Annotated in this window: 18 protein-coding genes, 1 rRNA gene and 2 pseudogenes; 11 read left to right on the top strand and 10 right to left on the bottom strand. The window is 39.3% G+C overall.

Going from position 1 to position 17,588, the window contains the following annotated elements; all coding sequences use genetic code 11:
* Positions 1–68 precede the first annotated feature (68 nt).
* The 9 genes and pseudogenes from rplM to MJX77_RS08020 all read left to right on the top strand — a co-directional run bounded on the left by rplM (position 69) and on the right by MJX77_RS08020 (position 5,566).
* The gene (gene rplM / locus MJX77_RS08060) at positions 69–497 is read left to right on the top strand and encodes a 50S ribosomal protein L13 (protein WP_003656097.1); all 429 of its coding nucleotides are present in this window, start codon (positions 69–71) and stop codon (positions 495–497) included.
* 12 nt (positions 498–509) lie between these two features.
* Complete coding sequence (rpsI, locus tag MJX77_RS08055; protein ID WP_002048725.1) at positions 510–896, top strand: 30S ribosomal protein S9; 387 nt, start codon at positions 510–512, stop codon at positions 894–896.
* 174 nt (positions 897–1,070) lie between these two features.
* Positions 1,071–1,724 carry a glutathione S-transferase N-terminal domain-containing protein gene (locus MJX77_RS08050; RefSeq protein WP_151768115.1) on the top strand — a complete coding sequence of 218 codons (654 nt, stop codon included), beginning with the start codon at positions 1,071–1,073 and terminating at the stop codon, positions 1,722–1,724.
* 6 nt (positions 1,725–1,730) lie between these two features.
* The gene (locus tag MJX77_RS08045; protein WP_005299900.1) at positions 1,731–2,165 is read left to right on the top strand and encodes a ClpXP protease specificity-enhancing factor; all 435 of its coding nucleotides are present in this window, start codon (positions 1,731–1,733) and stop codon (positions 2,163–2,165) included.
* A 17-nt stretch (positions 2,166–2,182) separates the two neighbouring features.
* Positions 2,183–2,839 carry a hypothetical protein gene (locus MJX77_RS08040; protein ID WP_049838418.1) on the top strand — a complete coding sequence of 219 codons (657 nt, stop codon included), beginning with the start codon at positions 2,183–2,185 and terminating at the stop codon, positions 2,837–2,839.
* Between the two features lie 338 nt (positions 2,840–3,177).
* Positions 3,178–3,537 carry a roadblock/LC7 domain-containing protein gene (locus tag MJX77_RS08035; RefSeq protein WP_005299893.1) on the top strand — a complete coding sequence of 120 codons (360 nt, stop codon included), beginning with the start codon at positions 3,178–3,180 and terminating at the stop codon, positions 3,535–3,537.
* An 83-nt stretch (positions 3,538–3,620) separates the two neighbouring features.
* The gene (locus tag MJX77_RS08030; RefSeq protein ID WP_252061135.1) at positions 3,621–4,586 is read left to right on the top strand and encodes a hypothetical protein; all 966 of its coding nucleotides are present in this window, start codon (positions 3,621–3,623) and stop codon (positions 4,584–4,586) included.
* Positions 4,587–4,594: 8 nt separating this feature from the next.
* Positions 4,595–5,154: pseudogene (locus MJX77_RS08025) on the top strand (GTP-binding protein).
* A complete protein-coding gene (locus MJX77_RS08020) occupies positions 5,147–5,566 on the top strand; it encodes a roadblock/LC7 domain-containing protein (protein ID WP_004796294.1) in 420 nt (139 codons plus the stop codon). Before MJX77_RS08025 ends, MJX77_RS08020 begins: the two are co-directional and overlap by 8 nt.
* 52 nt (positions 5,567–5,618) lie before the next feature.
* Here MJX77_RS08020 and MJX77_RS08015 read toward each other — a convergent pair whose 3' ends face one another.
* From MJX77_RS08015 to MJX77_RS07990, 6 genes are read right to left on the bottom strand one after another with little or no spacing between them, the layout of a single operon-like run.
* Positions 5,619–7,559 carry an acetyl/propionyl/methylcrotonyl-CoA carboxylase subunit alpha gene (locus tag MJX77_RS08015; protein WP_252061134.1) on the bottom strand — a complete coding sequence of 647 codons (1,941 nt, stop codon included), beginning with the start codon at positions 7,557–7,559 and terminating at the stop codon, positions 5,619–5,621.
* Positions 7,560–7,577: 18 nt separating this feature from the next.
* On the bottom strand, positions 7,578–8,414 hold the full coding sequence (locus MJX77_RS08010; protein ID WP_252061133.1) for an enoyl-CoA hydratase/isomerase family protein: 837 nt from the start codon (positions 8,412–8,414) through the stop codon (positions 7,578–7,580).
* A gap of 16 nt (positions 8,415–8,430) precedes the next feature.
* The gene (locus MJX77_RS08005) at positions 8,431–9,588 is read right to left on the bottom strand and encodes an acyl-CoA dehydrogenase family protein (protein ID WP_100193024.1); all 1,158 of its coding nucleotides are present in this window, start codon (positions 9,586–9,588) and stop codon (positions 8,431–8,433) included.
* Between the two features lie 48 nt (positions 9,589–9,636).
* Complete coding sequence (locus MJX77_RS08000) at positions 9,637–11,250, bottom strand: acyl-CoA carboxylase subunit beta (protein ID WP_252061132.1); 1,614 nt, start codon at positions 11,248–11,250, stop codon at positions 9,637–9,639.
* Between the two features lie 10 nt (positions 11,251–11,260).
* Positions 11,261–12,172, bottom strand: coding sequence for an SDR family oxidoreductase (locus MJX77_RS07995; protein WP_252061131.1), 912 nt, complete (start codon positions 12,170–12,172; stop codon positions 11,261–11,263).
* A 20-nt stretch (positions 12,173–12,192) separates the two neighbouring features.
* The gene (locus MJX77_RS07990) at positions 12,193–13,998 is read right to left on the bottom strand and encodes an acyclic terpene utilization AtuA family protein (RefSeq protein WP_252061130.1); all 1,806 of its coding nucleotides are present in this window, start codon (positions 13,996–13,998) and stop codon (positions 12,193–12,195) included.
* 185 nt (positions 13,999–14,183) lie between these two features.
* On the opposite strand from MJX77_RS07990, the gene MJX77_RS07985 reads away from it, so the two are divergent.
* Entirely contained in the window at positions 14,184–14,783 is a 600-nt protein-coding gene (locus tag MJX77_RS07985; protein WP_252061129.1) for a TetR/AcrR family transcriptional regulator, read from the top strand.
* Between the two features lie 32 nt (positions 14,784–14,815).
* Here MJX77_RS07985 and MJX77_RS07980 read toward each other — a convergent pair whose 3' ends face one another.
* The 3 genes from MJX77_RS07980 to MJX77_RS07970 all read right to left on the bottom strand — a co-directional run bounded on the left by MJX77_RS07980 (position 14,816) and on the right by MJX77_RS07970 (position 17,050).
* Entirely contained in the window at positions 14,816–15,979 is a 1,164-nt protein-coding gene (locus tag MJX77_RS07980) for an acyl-CoA dehydrogenase family protein (RefSeq protein WP_252061128.1), read from the bottom strand.
* Positions 15,980–16,115: 136 nt separating this feature from the next.
* The gene (locus MJX77_RS07975) at positions 16,116–16,679 is read right to left on the bottom strand and encodes a DUF4256 domain-containing protein (protein ID WP_252061126.1); all 564 of its coding nucleotides are present in this window, start codon (positions 16,677–16,679) and stop codon (positions 16,116–16,118) included.
* 20 nt (positions 16,680–16,699) lie between these two features.
* Positions 16,700–17,050, bottom strand: a complete 351-nt coding sequence (locus tag MJX77_RS07970) for a GFA family protein (RefSeq protein ID WP_252061124.1) — start codon at positions 17,048–17,050, stop codon at positions 16,700–16,702.
* A gap of 79 nt (positions 17,051–17,129) precedes the next feature.
* Here MJX77_RS07970 and MJX77_RS07965 point away from each other — a divergent pair.
* Positions 17,130–17,219: pseudogene (locus tag MJX77_RS07965) on the top strand (TIGR04219 family outer membrane beta-barrel protein); the annotation flags it as partial.
* 152 nt (positions 17,220–17,371) lie between these two features.
* Here the strand turns inward: MJX77_RS07965 and rrf are convergent.
* Positions 17,372–17,486: ribosomal RNA gene (gene rrf, locus MJX77_RS07960) — 5S ribosomal RNA — on the bottom strand.
* Positions 17,487–17,588: the final 102 nt, after the last annotated feature.

The raw sequence follows: 17,588 nt of genomic DNA, 5'->3' as shown, positions 1-17,588 counted from the left end.
TAGAATGCTCGCTCCTTTTGTTTGGACAGATTCCATAGTCCAAACCAACTATAATAGGTAGTGGTTTAATGAAAACTCTCAGCGCTAAGCCAGCTGAAGTTCAACATGACTGGTATGTTGTTGATGCTTCTGGCAAAACTTTAGGTCGCCTTGCGACTGAAATCGCTCGTCGTTTACGCGGTAAGCACAAAACTTCTTATACTCCTCACGTTGACACTGGCGATTACATCGTTGTGATTAATGCTGAACAAGTTCAAGTGACTGGTAAAAAAGCGCTTGATAAGAAATATTATCGCCATACTGGTTTCCCTGGTGGTATCCGTGAGACTAACTTCGAGAAGTTAATTGCTCACAAGCCTGAAGCTGTTCTTGAAAAAGCAGTTAAAGGCATGTTACCAAAAGGTCCTCTTGGTTATGCAATGATCAAAAAAATGAAAGTGTACGCTGGTACTGAGCATCCGCATGCTGCTCAACAGCCACAAGTTTTGGACATCTAAGGGATACAGCACATGGCTACTAATTATGGTACAGGTCGCCGTAAGACCGCAACTGCACGTGTTTTCTTGTCTGCTGGTACAGGCAAACTCGTTATTAACAACCGTACTTTAGAGCAATATTTCGGTCGTGAAACTGCTCGTATGGTTGTTCGTCAACCTTTAGAACTTTTAGAAGTTACTGAAAAGTTTGACCTTTACATCACTGTTAAAGGTGGTGGTATCGGTGGTCAAGCTGGCGCGATCCGTCACGGTATTACTCGTGCGCTTATCGCTGCTGACGAAACTTTAAAACCTGTTCTTCGTCAAGCTGGTTTCGTTACTCGTGATGCTCGTGAAGTTGAACGTAAGAAACTTGGTTTACGTAAAGCTCGTAAGCGTCCTCAATTCTCTAAACGTTAATTCGTTTATCGAGTTGGACAAAAAGCCTTGGATTTTTCCAAGGCTTTTTTATTATGCAAATCGAACAATAAAATGCAAACTTATAAATATAAACAAACTATCTCTTTAGAACCGTGATTTCCTAGAGCATTTTTAGTATCCTAATCGATTCACTCAACCACGTCGTCTTGTGATATGTCGGTCGAAAACACCTCTATTCAGGGGATTACCCTTTACAGTCATGCTGATGATTTCCGTTCTCACTGGATTCGTTTTCTATTAGCAGAAAAGCAAATCAAATATCAATTGATCATAACTGACCATGAAGACGAAGATTTGGCAAGTTTGAATCCTTATAACCAATTGCCCATGTTGGTCGAGCAAAATCTTAAATTATTTTCAGCGCCTATTATTGCTGAATATTTAGATGATCGTTATCGCCAAAGTAAGCTTTACGCAGATGCTCCAATGATGCGTGCAGAGCAGCGTCAATATATCTGGAGACTTGAAAACGACTGGTTTAAGTTAGCAGATCACATGTTAAGACATGCTGATTCTTTAAATATCGAACAAAAGCAAAAAGCTCAAAAAGAATTACGTGAAACTTTAATTTCACTTACTCCCCTATTTCAGCATTTTCCTTATTTTATGTCTGAAAATTTCACAATTCTGGACTGTATGCTTGCACCTATCTTCTTAAGATTAAATAGCATGGGAATCGATTTACCGAAACAGCATTGCCGACCGATACTTTTGTATTGTAAACGTATCTTTGAGAGACCTTCTTTTGCTAAATCAATGACGGCTCAAGAGAAAAACCGTTACAATGAACTATTAAATATGGAATAGTGTGATATGTCTGAGCAAACTATTGATTTAACCCCTACACGTCCTTATCTTGCTCGTGCAATCTATGAATGGATTTGTGATAACCAACTTACTCCTTATCTATTAGTAGATGCGACACAGCCACATACTGATGTTCCACAGCAATTTGTTAAAGATGGCCAAATCGTTTTAAATATCGTGCCTCATGCTGTTCATCAACTTATTATTGGAAATGAAGCCATTACTTTTTCTGCTCGTTTCGGGGGAGCATCAAAAGACATTTATGTACCTATTCAAGCTGTTCTAGGTATTTATGCACGTGAGAATGGACAAGGTTTATTTTTTGATCCTGAAGAATATGCCAATGTAGCGCCTGTAGAAAATACAGTAGAGTCTGAAGTACAAGAAACAATTGAAACAACATCAACTAAGAAAAAACCAACGTTAAGAATTTTAGATTAAATTTAGAGGAAGAAAGCATGGCATTTGATTTAGTCCAATACTTTGCTGAGCAGATAAAAATTCAAAAGCCTCAGCTTTTAAATCAATATCCAGTTAATGAAAAAAATAAACTGATTGATGAGGTGAATATTCTTACGCTTGGAAAACTGATTAGTTTATGGCGCCAAGATGACAATAAGATTTATCAAGAAATCAAAACTTCAGATCCACTTTATATTCAAGAAGTTGCTCGTCATTTAACAACGTCTAAGCATAATCAGTCAGCTTTAAAAAATTCAGAGCTAGAACAGAGTATTTCTGAAATTTTAACTTTGCAGTTAGCAGAACTTAACCAACTCGATGAAACAGGTGGTTTTGGGCATAATGGCTTAAAAGAATTAATTTTAGGCCAAGTAGAACATTTATCAGGTCAGGCAGAAGATTGGGTTTGGTCAACAAACCACCTAAATGAGTTAATTGGTTCTAAACCTGTGGAACAAGAAGAGCTATCATTGGATACAACAATGAAGGAGTTCAACCAAATGGTTCACCAAGCCCAACCTCATCATGACGATTTGCATATTGAAGAACAAGCTACTGAGAGTTCTGTACCTACATGGTCAAAGATTATTGCCCCTGTCGTTGCTTTAGCAATTTTGGGCTATCTCTATTGTATTTACACACAACTCGTTTAGTTTAATCATTGTTATAAAAAGGGGAATTTTTTTATTCCCCTTTTTTGATTAAAATTAAAATAATTTATTAATCAATATTGTATTAATATTCTATTACAATTACTTTAACTAAATTTTAAAATATATAATGTAAACCTCATCGCAGTCTCAAAAGTATAATGCAAGAATAATCTTATAATGTTTTTCAAAACTGACATTTTACGTCACTTCTTTCCCAAAACTGAAACTTCTCAATTTACTTGATTAATTGACTTCAAATTGTTCAGAAATATAATGAATTTTAACTACTTTTAGGAAAAAGTAGTAAATATAACTTTAGAATCCTGAGAGATAAAAACATGGCTAAACTTTCTTTAGATAGCTTAACTGAAATTGATGGTTTTATTGCTTCTGCACTTGTTGATTCAGAAAGTGGATTATCACTTGCAACACAAGGTGGTGGGGAAATTGATTTAGAATTGGCTGCTGCTGGAAATACAGAAGTAGTTCGTGCAAAACGAAATATCGCCAATGCTTTGAAATTAAATGACAATATTGAAGACATTTTAATTACATTGGGTAAGGCTTACCACTTAATTCGACCTCTAGAAAGTAATAATAATTTATTCCTTTACTTAGTGCTTGATCGTGCTAAATCGAACTTGGCTATGGCTCGTCATGAGTTAAAGTCATTTGAAAAAGAGCTAGACTTTAGCTAATTAATCTAAGATATGCTTTTTATATTTATTATAAAAAGCATATTAAAACTATTATATTATTCAATAAAACTTAATGTGATACTATGGATAGGAATTACATAAATATTGCTACTACTGGTTTAAGCTTAAAAGTTTTAGATGAATTAAAAACTTTAATCAGAAAGTTAATATCTAATGAGTATAGTATTAATTGGGTCAATATTTCTAACAGTCATATTGATCTATTATTAATTAATGAAAACTTTTTTGACTCAGATAATATTCAAAATATTCTTCAAAAGAAAAAATGTCCTTATTTAAAAATTACTAAAACTCCTTCACAAAATGGATATCAACTTAATGAACATACCCTACATCTGCCATTAGAAAAATTAGAATCTCTATTAGACTGGCTACAAATAAACCTAATATCTTATTTAAACCAAAAGGAGACTGTTGTAGTTTCAAATTTATCAAATGAGCCACTACTCATTGATGATAAATTTATTAGGAATTTGCACAGCCCAGAAAATGCCAAACTATACCTTTTTGATGATAAAGGCACTCTCGCCATTATTGATAACAGGACTCAGATGGCTTGGTTGGAACCATCACGCCAACAAACTCAAACCAATCAAAGCTTTGATTTCACTTTTGCTAAAACCTCTGACTTCACCAAAGTATCTCGTAAAAAAAACTACTATTTGCAGGACTGGCTATGGAATTTGATTTGGCATTCAAAAAACTTTGGAAATCTAGCTACAGAGGATAGATATTTTAAAATTGATCATTGGCCACAGCCCTACCAAAAAGAATATAGAAAAGTGAGCCTACAACTCTCTGCTTGTTTTATACAGGGAGCAAAAATTACTGATGTGGCTAACCAGCTGAACTTGTCAATTGATGATGTCTTGCGCTTCGTTACCGCTTGTTTAATGGCAAATAATGGAAAATTTATTTCTGCAAATAAATGTGCTTACACCCCCAATTCTTATTTAGAAAATTCAAATACAGACAGTCATTTTTTTAAAAATTTTATAGGGAAGATTAGACGGCGTTTTGGTCTTTAAGGGAAGTTATGATTATACAGCAATATAAAATTGTCTTTGCAGGTAGTATGGGGGCAGGTAAAACAGAAGCGATTAAATCGCTATCTGAAATTCCAATTCTAGAAACAGAAGCATTCAACACTGATGTACAAAGCCACCAGAAAACCCAGACCACTGTAGGCATTGATTATGGTGAAATTACTTTAGATGATGGAATCAAAATCGGACTCTATGGCACCCCGGGACAAAGCCGTTTTGATTTTATATGGTCGGTCATTTGTGAAGGTGCAATTGGCGTTATTTTATTATTAGATCACAATAGTCCTAATCCAATTGACGAGCTAGAAAGCTACTTAGAAACCTTTAAAAATTATAATGATAATATTGCAATTGGTATTACTCATATTGATGAGAATAAAGAATCATCACTTCAACAATATCGTCATTGGATAAAAGAAAACGGACTGTCATATCCGTTGTTTTTTATTGATGCACGCGAGCAAGAACAAATTTTAATGATGGTTGAATCATTAATTGCATCACTTGAAGTCAAAGTAGGTTAACATCTCAAGGGAATGATCATGCTTAGTATTCCAACTCAAAAACGCACCGCCCCTACACAACTGTTACAGCTGGCAAAAACTGAAGCTCATAATATTCTGATGAATACGCGTGGTGTAGATTTTGTAATGATTTGCTCTTCTGATGGTTTTGAATTAGCGACAGTAAGTCATAAAAATTACCATAACACCACCAAATTAGCAGCGGTGAGTAGCTCAATTTTGGCAATGGTCACTGCTTTTTTAAAAGAGATTCAACTCACTGGCTGTAATAACATTACTTTAGATGCAGATAATGGTAAGGCTATTCTGACGGCTATTCCAGCAACTCATCACCCGATGGTTATGGTCACGCTCAGCAATAAAGAGGTCCTTTTAGGGCAACTGCTTTATAGTCTAAAAAAAGCAAGTCAGTTGATTGCAGAGGCTGATGGAGAATAAATCAAGACTTATGATCGAAAATAAAAACCGCTCAAATAGAGCGGTTTTTTAATTAAATTTGAATACTAAATAACATTTGTCGTTTTTTTACTTGTTGCCCCTGTTGTCCTAACACATCTTCAACTACACCATCCACATCAGATTTAATCTGCTGTTGGATTTTCATGGCTTCAAGTACTAATAAAGTTTGACCTTTCACAACTTGATCACCTTTATTAACCAAAATATTTACCACAGCGCCATCCATCGGCGCACGAATATTGCCATCACCAGCCACATCAGCTATTTCAGGGGCAGCATAAGTCACATTTCGTATCGCAACATTGCCATTCTCTCGATCTAAGTAAAGCTGATCACCATCTAATACATATTGCACACGGCGGCGTACGCCATCAATTAAATAAACTAATTGCTCTGGTGTTCTCTCAAGCACTTCAATACAAACTGTTTGATCACAAAGCTGTGCCGTAAACGTGTTATTTACGGATGAAAGCTGCAATTGAATTTGCTGATCATCATATTTAAGCTTTAATGGTAATGGTACGCCAAGCCCAGTTTGCCACATCGCAGTACTTTTAATTTGGCTAAATAATGCCGCTGCAATCGCTAATGTTTCTAAAGATAAAACCTGCTTATGTAGACTGCTGTCATTTTGAAAATGCTGCTGAATAAATGCGGTATTGGTATCCCCTGTAACAACAACTGGATGGCGCAGTAAATTGACCAAGAACTGTTTATTACTATTCACTCCAAGTAAAACACTATCATCGACTGCACGAGCCAGTAAGCGAATCGCATCCTCACGGGTTTTACCGTATGCAATCACCTTCGCTACCATTGGATCGTAAAATGGACTGACTTCATCAGTTGCCAACATGCCATGATCGATACGCACATTTGGCAAAGTTGCAGGCTTCCAGCGTAAAACTTTTCCTGTTTGTGGTAAGAAATCCTGACGTGGGTCTTCTGCATACAAACGCACTTCGATAGCATGTCCATGTAAGGTCAATTCTTGTTGCTTTAACGGTAACTGCTCACCATTCGCAACACGTAGCTGCCATTCAACCAAGTCTAATCCAGTAATGAGTTCAGTGACTGGATGCTCTACCTGTAAACGGGTATTCATTTCTAAAAAATAAAATGCACCTGATGTATCAAGTAAAAACTCAACAGTTCCTGCACCTACGTAAGCACATGCTTTTGCCGCTGCTACAGCTGCTTCGCCCATTTGCTGACGCAGTTCAGGCGTCATGACCGGACACGGCGCCTCTTCAACAACCTTTTGGTGACGGCGTTGGATCGAACAATCACGCTCAAATAAATACACATAATTGCCGTGAGTATCACCAAAAACCTGAATTTCGACATGGCGTGGAGCAATGACTGCTTTTTCTAAAATGAGCTCGCCTGAACCAAAGGCATTTTCGGCTTCGGAACGTGCGGTTTGCAATGCCTCAACCAATTCGGATGACTGTTGTACCAAACGCATGCCACGACCACCACCACCCGCGGAAGCTTTGACCATAATTGGCAAGCCAATTTGCTCGGCTTGTATCGCTAAATATTCAAGGTCTTGATGATCACCTTCGTAACCCGGCACACAAGGTACGCCTGCTCCAATCATGGCAATTTTTGAAAGGCGTTTACTGCCCATTAACTCAATTGCAGAAGCAGTAGGCCCAATAAAAGTAATCTGGTTATCGATACATGCCTGAGCAAAATCAGTATTTTCAGACAAAAAGCCATAACCAGGGTGAACTGCATCAGCACCTGTTTTTTTGCATGCATCTATTATCTTGGTAATTGAAAGATATGACTCAGATACTTTTGAAGCACCAATATAAACAGCTTCATCGGCCTCTTGCACATGGCGAGCGTTATGGTCAGCATCAGAATAAACTGAGACAGTTTGATAACCCATTGCCTTAGCAGTTTGCATGACTCGAACTGCAATTTCACCACGATTGGCAACCAGTACTTTTGAAAATATCATTATTTTTATCCTTATCTCTTATGGCTCATCAGCCCAGTTTGGCAACCGTTTCTGGATAAAAGCCATCGTTCCCTCTTGTCCTTCAGCCCCACCAACCGCTTGGGCAAACTGCTGTGCAGCATCATCTAGTAAATCACTCAGAGGCTCATTGAGTGTTCGATGTAACAGTGCTTTAGTCACACGCGAAGCTTGAGGAGCTGCTCGTTTAATGTGTTGAATGGTTTCCTCTAGAGCTTGCTCTAATTCGATTTCATTATGTGCAATTTGATGAACCACTCCGGTACTAAGTGCGGTATGGCCCTCAAAACGCATGCCGAGTAAAGCAAGTCGGCGCGCCTGAGTCAGGCCAATACGTTTCACCACAAAAGGAGCAATTTGTGCAGGAATCACACCAAGCCCTGTTTCAGGTAAACCAAACTGGGCATTGTCACGACTAATCGCAGCATCGGAAACACAGGCCAAACCAAAACCACCACCTAAAACAGCACCTTCTAAAATCACTACAACCGTTTGCGGAGCAGCTTCAACTTGCTCAAGCATGGCACCAAAACGGCGGTTAAAATCAGTATAAGGTTGCAGGCTACCAACGTTAGTTGCTTCAACGCGTAAAGCAGCCATATCTTTAATATCACCACCTGCACAAAAGGTTCCGCCTTCCCCACGGATAATTACCGCACGAATTGAAAGGTCATCGCGAATAGCATTAAAGACTTGTTGAATGGCATTGACCATCTTCAAGTTCATGGCATTACGGCTCTCTGGTCGATTTAACCAGAGATATAAAATACTGCCGTCTTGTTCTAATTGAATGCTGTCATCAAGATCTAGGGCTTGTAGAGATGTCGAAAGTGTCATGGTGTATTCCTTATTTTTATTTCTGCTTTTTAGGCAGAATGTCCATTAACTTACAGATAATCCCCAACATAATCTCATCTGCCCCACCGCCAATAGAGCCTAAACGACCATCACGATACAGCTGTGATGCTGGGTTATCCCACATAAAGCCGTTACCACCCCAGTATTGCAGACAACTATCGGCAACTTCACGAGTTAAACGTCCAGCTTTGAGCTTTGCCATAGATGCCAGCTTGGTCACATCTTCACCAGCAATATGCTGTTCACACGCTTGATAGGTTAAGGCTTTAAGCGCTTCCACTTCAGTCATGAGTTCGGCAAAACGAAAATGGATATATTGGTTATTAATGAGGGGTTGACCAAAAGTGGTACGCTCTTTTGTATAGTCGATGGTCTTTTGGATTAAATTTTCCAACCCGCCAATGGCATTGGCACAAGCCCATAGACGCTCTTCCTGAAATTGCATCATTTGCATCATGAAGCCCATACCTTCAACACCCACCAAATTACGCTGTGGTACACGTACATTGTCTAAATAAACTTGTGCTGTGGTCGTTGAGCGCATACCTAATTTATTTAATGGTTCTGAAAAACTAATCCCCTTAGTCTTTGCCGGCACAATAATCATCGACTTATTAACGTGTGGTTTATCATCAGATGTATTGGCTAAAAGACAAAAGAAGTCGGCCTGCAATGAGTTGGTAATCCACATTTTGCTGCCGTTAATGACATAGTCATCGCCATCTTTTTTAGCAGTCGTTTTAATAGCAGCAACATCCGAACCAGCATGTACTTCTGATACTGCAATGGATGCGACATATTCCCCAGCAATCGCTGGTGTTAAAAACTCATCACGTAATTCTTTGCTACCAAAACGCGCCAAAGCAGGTGTTGCCATATCGGTTTGCACACCAATCGCCAAAGGTACCCCGCCACAAGCGGCATATCCAATTTCTTCTGCAACTACAAGGTTATACGAATAATCTAATGCCAAACCACCATTTTCCTCAGGCTTACAAATTCCTAATAAACCAAGATCACCCATTTTTTTAAATACATCGTGGATTGGGAACTGCCCCGCAGCTTCCCATTCTGGAATATGTGGATTCAGCTCATTTTGAACAAATTGACGAGCTGTGCGGCGCAATGCTTCATGTTCGGCAGTAAATTTCATGGTGTTATTCCTATTAATTTTTTTAATTGCGGTAGCGGTAAATGTTGATTAAAAACGGGACACACCAAAACGAGTTGGATTTAGCTCTCGTTGCTGTGCTTCATAAATGGTTTGTAAAAGGAAAATTAATAATTTTCGAGTATCTCGCGGATCGATAATGCCATCGTCATGTAGCATGGCCGTATTGAAAAGCGCGGTAGATTGCTGCTCCAATTTCATGGCCGTACTTTGTTCAAGAAAATCGAGCATTTGCGGATTAGGCTCCTGACCAGAAGCTTTTTGCTTTCCTTCAGCCACAATGCGTAGCACCTTTCCAGCTTGTGCAGCGCCCATTACAGCAACATGCGAATTTGGCCAAGCAAAAATAAAGTCTGGCGATAAACTCCGACCACACATTGCATAGTTACCTGCACCATATGAGCCTGCCACAACAATTGAAATTTTAGGTACAGAACAATTGGCAACCGCTTGAATCAGTTTTGAGCCATGCTTAATAATGCCATTTTGCTCGGCATCGGTTCCCACCATAAAACCTGTGGTGTTATGCAAGAACAATAATGGACGTTTGGTTTGCTCACACAGGTGTATAAACTGAGCTGCTTTCGCTGCCCCTTGAGGTGTAATCGGGCCATTATTGGTAATAATACCAATATGCAAGCCTCCAATTTTTGCCCAGCCACATACCGTTAAATCATCATATTCCTGTTTAAATTCTAGAAAATCTGAATCATCAATAATGCGCGCAACCACTTCTTTCATGTTAAATGGTTGTTTAGGGTCACTTGGAATAACACCCAACAGTTCATCGGCATCGTAACGAGGTTCTTTATAAGTCGTTTCAACTGGTTTGATTTGCTCTTTCCAGTTCAGATGTTCAAAAATTTCACGTGCAAGTCGAATACCATCAGCATCATTTTCTGCTAAATATTCTGCTGTTCCGGCAACCTGTGCATGCATTTCTGCCCCACCCAACTCTTCAGCTGTTGCAATTTCACCAGTGGCAGCTAAAAGTAAAGGTGGGCCTGCAAGTAACATTTCGGTTTGTTTGCGTACAGCAATGACATAATCGGAAAGACCGGGTTGATAAGCTCCTCCTGCCGTTGCATTACCATGCACCACTGCAAGTTGGGGAATACCCGCCGCAGAAAGACGTGCCTGATTGGCAAAGGTCATACCGCCATAAGTAAATACTTCAGCTGCATAATTTAAGTTGGCACCGCCACTTTCAGTCAGCGTAATCAGCGGAATTTTTTGTTCTAAGGCAATTTTTTGCAAACGCAAAGTTTTTTGTACACCCATAGGGGACATGGTCCCGCCCTTGATCGCACTATTACTTGCAGAGACCAGACAGCGCACACCACTGACAAAACCAATCCCAGCAATTACACCACCACCAGCTTCGGAGCCATCCTTGTCATCATGCATGTTGTAGCCAACCAAACCACAAAGCTCCACGAAAGGCGAATCGGCATCAAGTAATAACCGCACCCGCTCATGCGGCAAAATCTTGCCTTTTTTATCGAACTTCGATTTGGCAGCATACGATTTATCAATACTTTTTTGTTGAATTGCACGGACTTCACTCAGCTGAGCAAGCAGTGCCTCTTTATTTTTTTGATACTGTTCACTACCAACAGCAATTTCGGATTGAAGAATGGTCATTTTTTATTCCTCACTCCGAGCCTGAATTATTGCTTTGCTCGACTTTTTCAGTCTTATCTTTTTTAAAAATTTCAGGAATAAATGCACGATGGAAACCATTATAAGACTGACTATTTGTCGCCTCAGCTAGTGGATACATGCGTGTTCCTTGTGAGGCAGCACCATCAATACGTAAGGTCACGCCAGAAACAAAAGCCGCAGCATCGGACAGTAAATAACAAATCGCCGACGATACTTCTGACTCAGTTCCCATACGTTTTAGCGGTACATTGCCAGCAAGACTTGGAATAATTACTTTGGCAAAATCACCGCTATAATTATCCATACCAGATGACACAATCCACCCCGGTGCAACCGCATTTACACGAACACCTGATTTCCCCCACTCAACTGATGCTGTTTTAGTTAAGTTATCAACTCCCGAACGCGCAGCGCCAGAATGCCCCATTCCCGGCATGCCGCCCCACATATCAGCAGTCATGTTGACAATACTGCCACCATGTTTTGCCATCCATTGGTTATAAGCTTCACGCATTAAATAGAAAGTTGCGTGCAAATTATTACGCACTACTGCATCAAAACCATTTACAGAGATATTCTCTAAAGCTGCCGGGAACTGGCCACCCGCATTATTTACAAGCCCATCGAGCTTGCCGAATTTCTCAATCACTTCGGCAATCATATTTTTCACTTGTTCTTCTTCACGGTTATCACAAACAATGAAATGAACCTGACCACCATCTTCTATAATTTCTTGGCTTACTTTCTCTAATTTCTCAATTTTGCGTCCTGTAATCACCACTTGGGCACCAAGAGCAGCAAGCTCATGTGCTGTACAACGACCAATACCTGAGCCGCCACCTGTCACAATAATGACTTTATTAGCAAAAGCATCTGGTCTAAAAATTGATTGATAACTCATCTTTGTTTCATCCATTCATTTTATTTTTCTAAAAGATTTGCCGGAACTTTGACAGGCATATCCAATAATTGTTGTGCAAATGCTTTACCTTGCGGATCGATTCGCAGGCTTGCAACACCACCACCGCCTAAAGCATTCTCCAACATAAAATTCAGTGCATTTAAACCCAGTAACTCATAACGGATTACTCGCCCTTTCTCAGCATCCAAGACATGCTGCATATAACTTGCAACCGTCTGTTCAGTCAGTGCTGCACGAATCCATGGTAAATATTCTGCTTTACGCGCAATCACACCGATATTGCTATGATTGCCTTTATCACCACTACGGGCATGCGCAATTTCAATCAAAGGAACTTCAATTTCATTCCCTTGATAAACCGCACTTTCACCCGCTGCTAAAGTATTGAATTGCTCTGTAGAAGTGTTCCGAGGAATCTCAACCTGATAACGGTTTCCATCAAAATCGATTTCGACATTAATTTGATTTTTATCAATTAAAAATGAAAATAACTTAATCACTGGAGATGCTTTTGGTCGACCTCCAACAATTCCTGCCAAGGCGGGAGCCATACCTGTAGAGGCCTGTGCAATTTCAGACGCAAAGAACATACATGCTTCTTTAAACATGTGTTTTACAGCTATTTTGACCACAACTTCACGGCTATTTAAAGCCTGAGCATGTGCTCCATAGGTACTTTCAATACCTAAGATTTCAACCGACTTTTCACTAAATGGCGGCACCGAACGCATTGCTAAAACACGCTCACATTTCGCCAAAATTGCATCAGCAATCACTTGCGCTTTTTGTGGTGCCTCACGTCCTGCAATTAAGAAACTGACTAAAACCCGATAGCCATCAGGATAGGTCGCGCTGACTTTATATTGCGCAGTCGGTGCTTGCCCTTTTGCACCCGTCACACGAACTCGGTGCTCCCCGACTTGCTCTAAGTGCACGTGGCTGAAATCAGCAATTACATCAGGTAGTAAATATGCTTGAGGATTGCCAATTTCATAAACAATTTGCTCAGCAACCGTGGCGGTAGAAACCAGACCACCTGTCCCTTGTGGTTTGGTCACAACGAATGAACCATCTTCAGTCACTTCAACCACTGGAAACCCCATGTTGTCGAAGCCTTGTACCAATTGCCAATCGGTAAAATTACCGCCTGTACATTGCGCACCACATTCAATGACATGACCTGCCAAGGAACCTTGTGCCAACTTATCGTAGTCATCTAAAGACCATTGATATTCATGAAGTAAAGGGGCAAGCACCACTGCCGAATCAACTACTCGACCAGTAATCACAATATCTGCGCCTAAATTTAAAGCATCGCGAATAGCCACCGCACCTAAATAAGCATTACTGCTTGCCACCTGTTCTGGCAAAGCTTCACCGCTAAACATTTCCTGAATATTTTGCTGTTTGAGTTGTTCATGCTGCGCTAAAAGATCATCGCCTAAAACCACGGCAACTTTCAGATCTAGACCATATTCTTTAATTATTTTTTGCAAGGCATCTCGACACGCCAATGGATTAACACCACCAGCATTACTAATTACCTTAATCTTTTTTTCTGCAATTTTTTTAATTAGAGGTGCCATCACTCGACTGACAAAATCCAAAGCATAACCATGCTTTGGTTCCACCATCTTCGCTTTTGCCATAATCGACATAGTGATCTCTGACAAATAATCAAAAACCAAATAATTAATATCGGTTAGATGTACTAATTGGAAAGCGGCAGTATTGGTGTCTCCCCAAAAACCTGAGGCACAACCTATTTTTACGACATGCTCATCATCCTGTTGATTACTTGCCATCTTATTTCTCATTATTTTGTTTAAAAATTACACTCAACATTACCAAGCAAGCGCTTGGTTTGTAAAGAGCAAAATGTTATTGTGAAATTGACCAAAACTGCCAAACTCGACAGCTAAGCTAAAACATGATGAGATTTGGCAAACTTTTCTGTTAAGTATTTTTATATAGAGGAACCAGCTTTCGCATGATTGCTACTTCAATTGAACAGATTCCAAATATCTCTTGCTTTGACGATAGCCCACGTGGTCGTTTATTACGGGGGGCTGCTTATCTATTTCACAAACAAGGCTATGATAAAACTACCGTACGCGAACTTGCTCAATTTATTGGAATCCAGTCGGGAAGCTTATTCCACCACTTTAAAAGTAAAGATGACATCCTCGCTCACGTGATGGAGGAAACCATTATTTACAATCTTGCTCGTTTACAAGATGCGGCAGCTCAATCTACCAATCCAGAACAACAACTCCGTGCTCTTATTAAATCTGAACTCATTTCAATTACTGGAGACACAGGGGCAGCCATGGCTGTTTTGGTTTATGAATGGTTTGCCCTATCAAAAGAAAAACAAGATTATCTTTTAAAAATGCGTAATGAATATGAGCAAATCTGGTTGGATGTTATTGAAAAATTACGCACTGAAGGCAAGGTAAAGCATGATGCCTTTATTTGGCGAAGATTAGTTGGTGGTGCAATTTCGTGGACCGTCACTTGGTATAAAGCTGAGGGTAAAGTCAAAATTGATGGGTTAACCGAAATGGTCTGGGAGATGGCTTTAAAATAATAAAAGGTGGCTAAATGACCACCTTATAAAAATCAGTAAGCCAACTGCTTACTAATCAAATCTTTCATAATTTCTTCAGCACCACCACCAATCATATTGACCTTCACCTCACGGTAAATACGTTCCGACTTGGTACCTCGCATAAAGCCCATACCACCTAATGTTTGGACAGCTGCATCAGCACAAAATTGCATAGTGCGAGTCGCAACATTTTTCAGCATCGAAATTTGAGCTACTAACTCAGGTCCTTGTAACTTCGGCTGAGTCATTTTCCATGCAGTTTCTTCAAGCAATGCCCGTGTTGAGGTCAATTGTGTTGCCATATCTACCAATTTATGACGAACCACTTGATGATCAATTAATCGCTTACCAAAAGTTTTCCGTTGTTGCGCCCACTCTAAAGCTTCTTCGTAACAGACTAATGCATACCCATAAGCCACAACTCCCAAGAAGAACCGCTCCATATTAAAGTTATTCATAATAACTTTAAAACCGGCGTTTTCTTTGCCGAGCAGATTTGATGCAGGTACTCGTACTTGATCAAAATGCAAATGAGCCGTATCTGAAGCCCACCATCCCATTTTCTTTAAAGGTGTTTTAGTAATTCCTTCACTGTGCGCATCAACGAGCAACATTGAAATACCTTCTGCACCTGTTTTAGTTGGGTCTGTACGCACTGCAACTGTATAGTAATCTGCACGAATTCCCGATGTGATAAACGTCTTCTCACCCGAGACAATATAGTAATCACCATTACGAACAGCTTTAGTCTGTAATGCAGCGACATCCGAGCCACCACCAGGTTCTGTAATAGCTAAAGCAGAAATTTTTTCACCGGAAATAATACTTGGCAGGACTCTAGCCTTTAACTCCTCACTTCCAAAATGCTGAATGGGAGGGGCACCAATTGTGTGCACCATAAGTGAGGTATGTACTCCCCCAGAACCCCCCTTTGCCATTTCAATACCAGCCAGTAATGAATAGAATGGATCTGCATCAGGAATACCACCATATTCTTCTGGAAAACCTAGACCTAATAGACCAATTTCAGCTGCCTTTCTATAAAGCTCTCTAGGAAATGTCTCAGCCTCATCCCACTCATTAACAAAAGGAGCCATTTCTTTTTGTACAAATCGGCGAACATTGTCAGCAAAAGCAATGTGTTGTTCATTATAATAAATTGGATTGAGTTGCATATTTAGAAATGTCCTGATGTTTTTATATAATTCCTAAACATATCTTGTCATGTTTACAGTCAATCAAAAGTTGCAAGAATCTCCATTTTCTTGGCATAAAACATCAAACAGAATTATTTTTATTTATGCACAACACCTATACTCTTAAGCAGCAACGGAAACCACGAACAGCATAATAAGACTGTGCTCCATTATGATAAATGAATACCCGACTATAACGTCGGTCAGCAAAAATAGCTCCATCTAACCGTCGAATCTCATCTGGGGTTTTGAGCCAACTTGATGTTTTAAGATCAAACTCCCCTAACTTTTGTAATTCATGGTATTGCTCTTCTGTGAGAAGCTCAGCTCCCATTTCTTTAGCCACATCGATTGCACTATTTTTGGGAGGATGATCTTTTCTAGCCTCCAAAGCCTCTCGATCATAACAAAGGCTTCTACGACCTTTGGGTGCCTCAGGAGAACAATCAACAAATAAATACTCATCCTTCTGTTGATCATAAGAGATAACATCAGGTTCTCCTCCAGTATTTTCCATTTCTTGCAATGACCATAATTTTTCAGGCGATTCTAATAATTTAGCTCGGACATTTGTCCAATCAATTTCTTTATGGCGATGTGTGTTCTTTTCAAATCTCTTCTTTAATAGTTCAAGCAGTGAATCTAATTCTGTTGGAGTTAATTGTTTTTTAGTTGTCATTGAATAAATCCTTATAATTATTAAACTGAACGTCCATCAAAATAATTTATTTTTATTTTATCTAAGTCAAAGTCATCTATACATCGAACATTAATCGCCAATATAGAATTACCTTGGGGATCTATACCTTCAGCATAAGGATGAATACCACAATTTTTGCAGAAATGATGATTAATCACATGTTTATTAAAAGTATAGTTCGCTAAAATTTCAGGCGTTTCTAAAGAAACTTTAACTTGATTACTGGGTAAGAACCAAAGCAATGAGCCTTTCTTTTGACATATTGAACAATTACAAGATAAGGCTTCTATTAGCTCACCTTCTGCGACAAACTTTACCTGACCACAATGACAACTTCCTTGATATTTCATTATTCTTACTCTTTATAATTTTCATCCTATTTACTTTTCCAGTTTAAAGAATAAGTTTCCATATAAAAATGTAATCGAGCTACTTAATATTGATTTAGATGACTACGATAATAATGATCTTAAGTTTGAATTTAAGGGCCCATATGTAGGCTTAGAAGCCTATTTCTAACTTAGAACGGGTTCGAAGTTTCCTTCATATATAAAAAAGGACTCATATAGAGTCCTTTTTTATGGTCTTACTGCATCTAAATTAATAGATTAATTTAATTTCCCATAAAGAAACACCCCGGTTTCTTTCGAGACCGGGGTGTTAGAATAATGAGCTGGCGATGACTTACTCTCACATGGGAAACCCCACACTACCATCAGCGCTAAGAGGTTTCACTTCTGAGTTCGGGAAGGGATCAGGTGGTTCACTCTTGCTATGGTCGCCAGCACAACTGGTATGGATACTTGCATTGGTCTTAATATGCCGATGCGTTTTCCAAATCTTTACAGATGGGCTGATTGAATCTTACTTTATTTGTTCATTTTAGCT

The sequence above is a fragment of the Acinetobacter sp. AHP123 genome (genome assembly GCF_023757925.1).
GTDB classification, from domain to species: domain Bacteria; phylum Pseudomonadota; class Gammaproteobacteria; order Pseudomonadales; family Moraxellaceae; genus Acinetobacter; species Acinetobacter oleivorans.
Note: the sequence above shows the minus strand (reverse complement) of the source record. Positions and strands in the feature narration are given on the sequence as shown.